Raw genomic sequence first — 474 nt, 5'->3', positions numbered from 1 at the left:
TGTCTGTCGGTATGTACAACAGACAGAGTATTTTTGTTCAGCAGGCCGGTAATTTATTTGCCCAGTCTCAAGCGTATCAATACGCGATTGGCTCCGAGTTATATGCAAAGTGGTGGCTAAAAGATGATTGGGATAATGATAAAGATGTAGAAAAAGAATTCTATGATGACCTAGCCTTTCTTGAGTCCTCTTTAACAAGACCCTATGAAGGTGCAATTGTTTCGTCACAGTTTAATGATGTTCAAGGGAAGCTGAATCTAAATGACCTAGTCAGTGTGACAGGGGAAGTTATCCCTGTAATGAAGGAACGCTTCACTCGTTTATTTAATCGTTTGGCGATCGAAACGGTAAAGCTTGAGCAAATTATTGACTGGCTTGATGAAAATCAGGACTCAAGTGGTTTTGATGGGGCGGAAGATGGCGAGTATTTGTCCTTAGACCCTCCTTATAGAAATGCTGGCCAGCCTATGCTCG

1 protein-coding gene is annotated in these 474 nt (G+C 42.0%); it reads left to right on the top strand.

Going from position 1 to position 474, the window contains the following annotated elements:
• A partial coding sequence (locus A3735_RS09805) for a general secretion pathway protein GspK (protein WP_197485811.1) occupies nucleotides 1–474 on the top strand: 474 nt, incomplete at both ends.

This window comes from Oleiphilus sp. HI0061 (assembly GCF_001635675.1).
The sequence above is the reverse complement of the archived record's forward strand: the minus strand, read 5'-3'. Positions and strand labels throughout refer to the sequence as shown.